The organism is Flavobacteriales bacterium, assembly GCA_020435415.1.
In the GTDB taxonomy this organism is placed as follows: Bacteria; Bacteroidota; Bacteroidia; order JACJYZ01; family JACJYZ01; genus JACJYZ01.
Map to the genome: position 1 here is coordinate 1 of JAGQZQ010000117.1, position 8,937 is coordinate 8,937.

Below are 8,937 nucleotides of genomic sequence, written 5' to 3' on the forward strand. Positions count from 1 at the left end.
CAGGCGAATGGTATCCAGGTAAAGAAGAGTGGCAAGGAGCGCGCCAAGAACAAGGCGGATAAGGCCAACAAGATCGAGGCTTGTTTCATGATCGGGAAGAACGCCATTGCGGAGACCGGTTCCAAGAATGTATACCTGCGCATCGAAGGCCCGGACGGGGTTGTTTTGGCGTCGGGTACCGAGTCCAACAAGTTCGAGGCCGATGGAGAACAGCTGATGTACTCTGCCATGAAAGAGATCAATTACAACGGAGGTTCGGAAGACATGTGTATGGGTTTCCGCCTGCCGGATAATTCGGAGTTCAAAGCCGGCCGTTATGCCATCTCTGTTTATGCTGATGGTAAGAAGATCGGTGAGACCGGACTGACCCTGGAATGATCTCTCAGGACATTTTCTTGTACAACGGGACCGTCGAACATGCTTCTCCGAACATGAGGGCTTTCACCAAAGGTTGAAGTTTTACTGAGAGGGCGACGAATGCGGAAGCGGGTACTTCCACCTTGCCACACCCATGAACCAGAATCCGCTTGTCCGCATATTCTGTCACATCCAGTTGACGGATGGCCTGATCAAACAATTCAGAGATCAGATTTTTTTCATTTCCGAATACAATCGTACGTGCAAATGGGGTCAGGGATACAGCCACCAGCATGAATGCCCAGGCGGGTATGATAGCATCTTCCGAGCAGGTCACGGCAACATGTTTATTTTGATACTGTGACCAGTCATGACCGGCCACAAATTCACGGAGGTCCTTTTCCCGAAGCATCATGCCCTGAAACAACACCGGTGCGAGGTCCAGCACCACGCGTTCTCCTGATGGCAACAGGTCATCCATATTGATGTTGATGAGGCCGCTGTTGGCCACCCGGTTGACAATCTCTTCGGCCATGGCTTACATAAATCCAAGTTCGAACTGGGCTTCTTCAGACATCATGTCCTTTGTCCACGGCGGTTCAAAAGTGATCTCCACCTTCGCGTCTTTCACTTCCGACATACCTTTGATCTTGTTCTCCACTTCCACAGGTAGCGTTTCCGCAACCGGACAGCTGGGGGAGGTAAGGGTCATGGTGACTTTCACATTGGAGTCATCGTCGATCTCGATGTTGTAGATCAGGCCTAGTTCCCAAATATCCACAGGTATTTCCGGATCATGGCAGGTCTTGATCATTTCGATCACCAGCTTTTCCAGGAGGTCTTTTTCCAGTTTCATAACTTATATAGATTTGGCCGAGTAGGCCAGCGCCGCCATTTTCATTTGCTTGATCATTGAAACCAGTCCGTTTGAGCGGGTGGGTGATAAGTGCTCCTTCAAGCCGATCTGATCCACAAAGCTGAGGTTGGCGGCTACAATATCTGCGGGAGTCTGTCCGGATAATGCACGAACCATCAGCGCAACGAGGCCTTTGGTGATGATCGCGTCGCTGTCGGCATCAAAGTATACCAATCCATCTTCAAATCTCGGAACAAGCCATACACGTGACTGGCAACCTTTCACCAGGAAATCATCTTTCCGGTTCGCTTCATCGAGTGGTGGCAGTGATTTTCCAAGGGAGATGATGTGCTCATATTTATCCATCCAGTCTTCAAAAAAACCGAATTCCTCTACAATCTCTTCCGTGATATTTTCAATGGAGGCCATGACTATCCCAACATCTCTTTGGATTTCAAAATTCCGTTGATCAGCACATCCACCTCTTCCTTGGTGTTGTAGAAAGCGAAGGATGCGCGTGCCGTACCTGGAAGTCCCAGTCTTTGCATGAGTGGCTCGGTGCAATGATGTCCGGTGCGGATCGCTACGCCCAGTTGATCCAGGATTGTCCCGGTATCATACGGATGCGTATCACCAACCACGAATGAGATCACAGCAGCTTTTTCTTTTGCGGTTCCGATGATCCGGAGTCCGTCGATGGCCTGCATTTTTTCGGTGGCATAGATCAGTAATTCATTCTCCACGGCGGCGATGTTATCCATGCCGATGTTGTTGAGATAGTCCACCGTCACACCCAGGGCTATGCCGCCTGAAATGTGTGGCGTCCCGGCCTCGAATTTGAAGGGGAGTTCGTTGTAGGTCGTCTTTTCAAAAGTCACGGTGCTGATCATCTCACCGCCTCCCTGGTATGGGGGCATGGCATCCAGCCACTTTTCTTTTCCATAGAGTATTCCTACGCCGGTAGGACCATACATTTTATGCGAGGAAAGTGCATAAAAATCACAATCCAATTCCTTCACATCGATGGTCATATGCGGTGCTGCCTGTGCACCATCCACCAATACGGGAATGTTTTGCAAGTGAGCCTGGCGTATGATCTCTTTGATCGGGTTGATGGTGCCGAGCGCATTTGACACATGATTCACGGCCACGATCTTCACCTTTTCATTCAGCATGCCGGTGAATGCATCCATGTCCAGTTCGCCATTGTCGTGGATAGGAATGACCTTAAGTTTCGCTCCTTTTTCTTCACACAACATCTGCCAGGGCACAATGTTCGAATGATGTTCCAGGGTAGAGATCAGTACTTCATCTCCCTTGCCTACGACCATGCGGCCGAAGGTTGATGCCACCAGGTTGATGGATTCCGTGGTGCCTTTGGTGAAGATCACTTCATGGGTGTAGACCGCACCGATGTGGCGTTGCACTTTTTGTCGGGCTTCTTCAAACCGCTCCGTTGCATGCGCACTCAGATAGTGTACACCCCGGTGGATGTTGCTGTGCTCGGCATTGTAATATTGGGAGATCGCATCCACCACCTGTTTGGGTTTCTGGGCGGAAGCGGCATTGTCAAAATATACCAAAGGTTTTCCATGCACCTTTTGCCGGAGGATCGGAAAATCTTCCCGTATCCGGTTGATATCGATGGATGGTTTATGTAGGGTTTGTGCTGACATGATCATCAGATCTTTTGCAGATAGTTTCGTGCAAGTTCGTTGAGGTCGTGGTCGGGAATGCGCTCCAGCACTTCCTCTCCGAATGCCTGCAGTAATAATTTTGTGGCGCTGGACGTGCTGAGTCCACGTGATCTCAGGTAAAACAATGCTTCGTTGTCCAGGCGGCCGGTGGTAGAACCGTGGCTGCACTTCACATCGTCGGCATAGATCTCCAGTTCGGGTTTTGAGTTCACACGCGCATCCTCGCTCAGCAATATGTTGCGGTTAGACTGGAAGGCGTTTGTCTTCTGGGCATGCGGACGAACATAGACTTTGCCATTGAAAACTCCGGTGGATTTTCCGCCGAGGATGCCTTTGTACATTTCATCACTCATGCAATTCGGCTGACGGTGATCCACGAGGGTGTGATTGTCTACATGCATGTCATCACGCGTAATGTACAGGCCGTTCAAGGCGCTTTCACAATGTTCGCCGTTCAACAGCATGGTGAGGTTGTTCCTTACGAGCCGGCCATTCACGGTGAGGGTATGTACCCCGCAATTGCTTTTCGACTGCTGGGATACCCAGGTTTGCTGAATGGTGTTTCCGTTGCCTTCTTCCACAAAGCTGACATTCACGCGTGCATCTTCTTCTGCAAAAACTTCGGTCACCGCATTGGTGAAGGTAGACTTGTCTTCTCCCATGAACCTGACCTCAACGGATGCTTCACTGTTTTTTCCGGCAATCACAAGCAGGCGTGGAAAATCCCATGCACCATCGGTGGTGATGTGGATGATGCGCAGCGGTTTATCCATTGTTTCGCTAACGGGTAATATCACGGCGAGACCATCCGCGGCTGCGCTGCCGTTGAGCGCGGTAAAGATGTCGTGCTTTTGTTCTGCGATGGTTCCGAGGTGAGCGTTCACCAGGTCGGGAAAGCGGTCATGCGCTTCTGACAACAGACCGATGAATACGTTTGTATTTTCAGGCAATGAAGAGGCTTCGGCGACAGGTTGTCCGTTCACCGTGACCCATAGGTAACCATCTGTCTGAGGCAGGGTGATGTTGGTGGGAATGCCTGATGTAGCGGTGGTTTCCGGCATGCTCAATTTGAGCAGACTGTTCACCGGCGTATACTTCCATGCTTCCGTTTTTCTGCTTGGGAAAGAGAGTGAAGTCAAAGCCTCACGCGCCTCCTTACCCAACCGGTTCATGGGTTCCAGTGGTTGCGTCCTGCTTGCAATGCTGTCTACAAATGCTTGCTGTGGCGCCGTATGTTTTTGAGTGGTATCCATCATGATGCGTTGGCTTCGGATGGGATCTCTTTGATCCAGTCGTATCCCTTTTCTTCGAGTTCCAGGGCAAGTTCTTTGCCGCCGGTCTTCACGATGCGTCCGTTATACAACACATGCACCACATCCGGCACGATGTAATCCAGCAGTCGCTGGTAGTGGGTGATCACCACCACGGCATTGTCCTTGCTTTTGAGTTTGTTCACGCCATTGGAAACAATGCGCAGGGCATCGATATCAAGGCCTGAGTCGGTTTCATCGAGAATGGCCAGTTTGGGTTCCAGCATGGCCATTTGAAAGATCTCATTGCGCTTCTTTTCTCCACCGGAAAAACCTTCATTCACGGAACGACTTGCCAGGTTGGCATCCAGTTCCACCAGCTTTTGCTTTTCTTTCAGGCGACTCAGGAATTCCTTTGCTTCGATCGGCTCCTGTCCGTGGTATTCGCGTATCTCGTTGATGGCGGTTTTCAGGAAGTTCACATTGCTTACACCTGGAATTTCCACAGGATACTGGAAGGCGAGAAAGAGACCTTCGCGTGCACGGTCTTCCGCACTCATCTCCAGGATGTCTTTTCCGAGGAAGTTGAGTTCATCGGCGGTCACTTCATAATCTTCCCGTCCCGCCAGTACGGATGACAACGTACTTTTTCCCGAACCGTTGGGCCCCATGATGGCATGTACTTCACCGGCCTTCACTTGCAGATCCAGTCCTTTAAGGATCTCTTTGCCGTTGATGGAAGCGCGTAAATTTTTAATTGTAAGCATCAATAATGGTTTAGGGTTTAGGGTTTAAAGTTTAAGGTTCCTCACCGTTGTATTTCAACATCCTGGACCTTGTATTTTGCACCCTTGATATCTGATCTGTTTAAATAATTAATGAAGGCCATGATCATTTTGCTGATCGAAAGACATTCTTCGTATAGTTTTTCGTACACATCCTCGGTGATGTATTTTCTGTTTCTTGCCCGATGTAATTGCGATCTGACCTCTCCAATGGAACCCTTGGCATAACTAAGGAATAGAATAAGTTCTTTGTTGCCGTTTCGTTCAAATCCTTCTGCAATATTGTCCATTACTGAACCAGTGGATCGCCTTATCTGATCCTTTAAAGAAAAATCCTTAGCAAATTCGCCTTCCAGCGTTAACTTGAATATTTCCCTTTCCAGCCTTTCTGCGTGCTGCCAGGCTTCAATATCTTCAAAACGGTTAATCGTTGCCATAACCTTAAACTTTAAACCCTAAACCACAAACTAGAAACTTTTACCCAACACTCCCTTCCAACGAAACAGCTAAAAGCTTTTGTGCTTCCACCGCAAACTCCATCGGCAACTTATTCAGTACTTCCTTGCAATATCCGTTCACGATCAGGCCGATGGCTTTTTCCGTGTCGATGCCACGTTGGTTGCAGTAGAAGATCTGGTCTTCGCCGATCTTTGATGTGGTGGCTTCATGTTCCACTTGCGCAGTGGGATTGTCCACCTCAATGTATGGGAAGGTGTGTGCACCACACTGGTCGCCCATGAGCAGGGAGTCACACTGGGAGAAGTTGCGTGCATTTTCTGCACCCTTCTGTATTTTCACCAGGCCACGGTAGCTGTTGTTGCTCAGGCCGGCGGAGATACCTTTGGAGATGATGGTGCTTTTCGTGTTGTTGCCGATATGCATCATCTTCGTTCCGGTGTCTGCCTGTTGTTTGTTGTTGGTCAATGCGACGGAGTAAAATTCACCGATGCTGTTGTTTCCTTTGAGGATCACGCTGGGGTATTTCCAGGTGATGGCGGAGCCGGTTTCCACCTGTGTCCAGGAGATCTTGGAATGATCGCCGAGACAGATGCCACGTTTCGTCACGAAATTGTATATCCCGCCTTTACCTTCCTTGTCGCCGGGATACCAGTTTTGTACGGTTGAGTATTTCACTTCGGCACCTTTCAGTGCAACGATCTCCACCACGGCGGCATGCAGTTGATTTTCATCGCGCATGGGTGCGGTGCATCCTTCGAGGTAACTCACGTAGCTGTCTTCATCGGCGATGATCAGCGTCCGCTCGAATTGTCCGGTACCAGCCGTGTTGATGCGGAAGTAGGTGGACAGTTCCATGGGGCAGCGCACCCCTTTGGGGATGTAACAGAAGGATCCGTCCGAAAATACGGCGGAGTTGAGGGCTGCAAAGAAATTGTCTGTCACCGGAACAACGGAGCCCACATATTTTTTAACCAATTCGGGGTGTTCCTGAACCGCTTCGCTGAATGAGCAAAAGATAACTCCTAACTCTGCGAGCTTTTCCTTGAAGGTGGTTTTCACAGACACGCTATCAATGACCGCGTCCACGGCAACGCCTGAAAGACGTTTCTGTTCTTCCAGACTGATGCCGAGTTTTTTGAAAGTCTCCAATAATTCAGGATCCACTTCATCCAGGCTCTTTAACTCTTTCTTCTTTTTGGGTGCGGCATAGTAGATGATGTCCTGATAATTTACCGGGTTGTAGTGCACGTGCGCCCAGGTCGGCTCGGTCATCTGCTGCCAGCCGCGATAGGCCTCCAGCCGCCACTCCAGCAACCAGTCGGGTTCGTTCTTTTTCTGGGATATCAGTCGAACCACATCTTCGCTGAGGCCTTTTGGGATGGCTTCGGTTTCGATGTTGCTGGTAAATCCATATTTGTATTCGCCCTGGGTAAATTCCTCCAGGATGTCATTCTGATCAGCCATACGCTGCTTCTCCTCGTTTTTCAAAATTTATACTGCGAAGCTTTCTCCGCATCCGCACGTACGGCTTGCATTCGGATTGATGAACTGAAAGCCCTTGCCGTTGAGGCCACCCGAATAATCCAGTTCAGTGCCTACCAGGTAGAGAAAACTTTTCTTGTCCACCACGATCCGGATGCCCTGATCTTCGAACATCTGATCGCCGTCCTTCTTCTCCGCGTCGAAGTCGAGATGATACATCAAACCAGAACATCCTCCGCCCGAAACGCCTACGCGAACGAAACTGGATTCCGGCTGGTGGCCGTCTTCCTGCATGAGGGTAATCAATTTTTGCTTAGCTTTGTCTGTTACCTTAATCATTTTGAACAACTTAAGGTTCTTATTCTTATTTAGATTAATTCTAAATAGTGTTTGACAAAAGTATGAAAGTTGTTCCACTTATCAAACGGCATGTTGCAGGAACCTACGAATCGGACAGAAGTAAGTGAGCTGGGTGAGTTCGGACTTATCAAGCTGATAACGGAGAATTATAAGATCAGACGCGACGATACCTTGTGCGCCATGGGCGACGATGCGGCGGTGATTGATGCCGGCGCGAGGGCACAAGTGGTCACTACGGACATGCTGGTGGAGGGTGTTCACTTCGATCTGATGTATACCCCGCTGAAGCATCTCGGTTATAAAGCGGTTACCTGCAATCTGTCCGATGTGGCCGCGATGAATGCCATTCCGTCACAGGTGCTGGTATCCATTGCGCTGTCCAACCGCTTTTCGGTTGAGGCGGTGGAAGAACTTTACAAAGGAATCTATCTGGCCTGTGAAAAATACGGGGTGGACCTCGTTGGTGGGGATACCACGTCATCTACATCCGGCATCGTGATCTCGGTGACCGCTATGGGATGGGTTGACAAGGAAAATGTCGTTTACCGTAGCGGTGCAAAAGTAAACGACCTGTTGTGTGTGAGTGGTGATCTTGGCGGTGCATACATGGGACTACAGTTGCTGGAAAGAGAGAAAAATGTTTTTCAATCCAATCCGAATATCCAACCCGACCTCGCAGGTAATGATTATGTCCTGGAACGCCAGCTCAAGCCGGAAGCCCGCGTGGATGTGGTGAGAAAATGGGCGGACCTCGGACTCAAACCATCCGCAGCGATCGATATTTCAGATGGCCTGTCTTCTGAAGTGCTGCATCTTTGCACCAGTTCCAATGTGGGCTGCCAGCTGTATGAAGAAAAAATCCCCATCGATCCGTCTACCGCAAGTCTGGCTACCTCCTTCAACCTGGATCCATCAGTATGTGCACTGAGCGGTGGGGAAGACTACGAACTGCTGTTCACCATTGCACAAGCCGACTTCGACAAGGTTCGGAACCATCCCGACTTTACCGTTATCGGACATATCACGGATGCTGGCGACGGTGTTAACCTCGTGGCCAGGGATGAGACCGTTCATCCGGTAACCGCACAAGGTTGGGATGCACTCCTCAAAAAAGACCAGGGAGAATGATCCGCAAATGCAGGTGGATATGTATACTGACCTGCATATGTATGTGGATGGGTCTGGCCCGTGCCCAGACTTACAATTTCCGGAATTACTCTGTTAAAGAAGGACTTCCGTTCATTCATGTTTTTGAGATTTACCAGGATCACCTAGGGTATTTGTGGACGGGTGGCTATGGTGGTATGAGCCGTTTCAACGGAACGGAGTTCAGAAACTTCAGTGAGAAGGACGGGCTTTCCAGTCACTGGGTCACATGCATTACCGAGGATGCCAAAGGTGACCTATGGATCGGAACGGTGGATGGATTGAATCGCAGCGTTTACAGCACCTATGCGAATGAACCGCTGAATCTTACTTCCTATAACGAAAAAGACGGATTGCCTTCGGGTAACATCACCGCCCTGGTTTGTGATGACCGGGGTCGCCTCTGGGTAGGCACATCGCGGGGAATGGGGGTTTGGCGTGACAGCATTTTTGTAAGCCTGCCCAGCCCCCTCGGGAATTCGCACATTCACAGGATTCTCCAGGGACCCGGACATACCCTATGGGTTTCTTCGTCTGCGGGACTG

At 49.9% G+C, this 8,937-nt stretch carries 12 protein-coding genes; 3 read left to right on the forward strand and 9 right to left on the reverse strand.

Annotated features, from left to right (window positions below; translation table 11 throughout):
* Positions 1–378, forward strand: a 378-nt coding sequence (locus tag KDD36_13735) for a hypothetical protein (protein MCB0397711.1), incomplete at its 5' end; no start/stop codon positions are given.
* 4 nt (positions 379–382) lie between these two features.
* On the opposite strand, the gene KDD36_13740 is transcribed toward KDD36_13735, so the two are convergent.
* Genes KDD36_13740 through KDD36_13780 form a run of 9 tightly spaced genes read right to left on the reverse strand, consistent with a single transcriptional unit; the run spans position 383 to position 7,225 of the window.
* The gene (locus KDD36_13740) at positions 383–892 is read right to left on the reverse strand and encodes a DUF2480 family protein (protein ID MCB0397712.1); all 510 of its coding nucleotides are present in this window, start codon (positions 890–892) and stop codon (positions 383–385) included.
* 3 nt (positions 893–895) lie between these two features.
* On the reverse strand, positions 896–1,213 hold the full coding sequence (locus KDD36_13745) for a DUF59 domain-containing protein (GenBank protein ID MCB0397713.1): 318 nt from the start codon (positions 1,211–1,213) through the stop codon (positions 896–898).
* A gap of 3 nt (positions 1,214–1,216) precedes the next feature.
* Entirely contained in the window at positions 1,217–1,642 is a 426-nt protein-coding gene (locus tag KDD36_13750; GenBank protein ID MCB0397714.1) for a SufE family protein, read from the reverse strand.
* A 2-nt stretch (positions 1,643–1,644) separates the two neighbouring features.
* Positions 1,645–2,859, reverse strand: coding sequence for a cysteine desulfurase (locus tag KDD36_13755; GenBank protein ID MCB0397715.1), 1,215 nt, complete (start codon positions 2,857–2,859; stop codon positions 1,645–1,647).
* A gap of 35 nt (positions 2,860–2,894) precedes the next feature.
* Entirely contained in the window at positions 2,895–4,166 is a 1,272-nt protein-coding gene (gene sufD / locus KDD36_13760) for a Fe-S cluster assembly protein SufD (protein MCB0397716.1), read from the reverse strand.
* Positions 4,163–4,927, reverse strand: coding sequence for a Fe-S cluster assembly ATPase SufC (gene sufC / locus KDD36_13765; protein ID MCB0397717.1), 765 nt, complete (start codon positions 4,925–4,927; stop codon positions 4,163–4,165). The genes sufD and sufC overlap by 4 nt, the downstream gene beginning before the upstream one ends.
* A gap of 41 nt (positions 4,928–4,968) precedes the next feature.
* Entirely contained in the window at positions 4,969–5,382 is a 414-nt protein-coding gene (locus KDD36_13770) for a four helix bundle protein (protein ID MCB0397718.1), read from the reverse strand.
* A 40-nt stretch (positions 5,383–5,422) separates the two neighbouring features.
* Positions 5,423–6,868, reverse strand: coding sequence for a Fe-S cluster assembly protein SufB (gene sufB / locus KDD36_13775; protein MCB0397719.1), 1,446 nt, complete (start codon positions 6,866–6,868; stop codon positions 5,423–5,425).
* A 27-nt stretch (positions 6,869–6,895) separates the two neighbouring features.
* Positions 6,896–7,225, reverse strand: coding sequence for an iron-sulfur cluster assembly accessory protein (locus tag KDD36_13780; protein MCB0397720.1), 330 nt, complete (start codon positions 7,223–7,225; stop codon positions 6,896–6,898).
* Positions 7,226–7,315: 90 nt separating this feature from the next.
* Here KDD36_13780 and thiL point away from each other — a divergent pair, with 90 nt between their 5' ends.
* Together thiL and KDD36_13790 are read left to right on the forward strand one after the other, a co-directional pair.
* The gene (thiL, locus tag KDD36_13785) at positions 7,316–8,374 is read left to right on the forward strand and encodes a thiamine-phosphate kinase (GenBank protein ID MCB0397721.1); all 1,059 of its coding nucleotides are present in this window, start codon (positions 7,316–7,318) and stop codon (positions 8,372–8,374) included.
* On the forward strand, positions 8,371–8,937 hold a 567-nt coding region (locus KDD36_13790; protein MCB0397722.1), incomplete at its 3' end, for a hypothetical protein. The genes thiL and KDD36_13790, both read left to right, overlap by 4 nt.

Bases quoted from the DNA above. Each gene is read 5' to 3' on its own strand.
- KDD36_13740 (MCB0397712.1), bottom strand. From the start codon at position 892: ATGGCCGAAGAGATTGTCAACCGGGTGGCCAACAGCGGCCTCATCAAC.
- KDD36_13745 (MCB0397713.1), bottom strand. From the start codon at position 1,213: ATGAAACTGGAAAAAGACCTCCTGGAAAAGCTGGTGATCGAAATGATC.
- KDD36_13750 (MCB0397714.1), bottom strand. From the start codon at position 1,642: ATGGCCTCCATTGAAAATATCACGGAAGAGATTGTAGAGGAATTCGGT.
- sufD (MCB0397716.1), bottom strand. From the start codon at position 4,166: ATGATGGATACCACTCAAAAACATACGGCGCCACAGCAAGCATTTGTA.
- sufC (MCB0397717.1), bottom strand. From the start codon at position 4,927: ATGCTTACAATTAAAAATTTACGCGCTTCCATCAACGGCAAAGAGATC.
- KDD36_13770 (MCB0397718.1), bottom strand. From the start codon at position 5,382: ATGGCAACGATTAACCGTTTTGAAGATATTGAAGCCTGGCAGCACGCA.
- sufB (MCB0397719.1), bottom strand. From the start codon at position 6,868: ATGGCTGATCAGAATGACATCCTGGAGGAATTTACCCAGGGCGAATAC.
- KDD36_13780 (MCB0397720.1), bottom strand. From the start codon at position 7,225: ATGATTAAGGTAACAGACAAAGCTAAGCAAAAATTGATTACCCTCATG.
- thiL (MCB0397721.1), top strand. From the start codon at position 7,316: ATGTTGCAGGAACCTACGAATCGGACAGAAGTAAGTGAGCTGGGTGAG.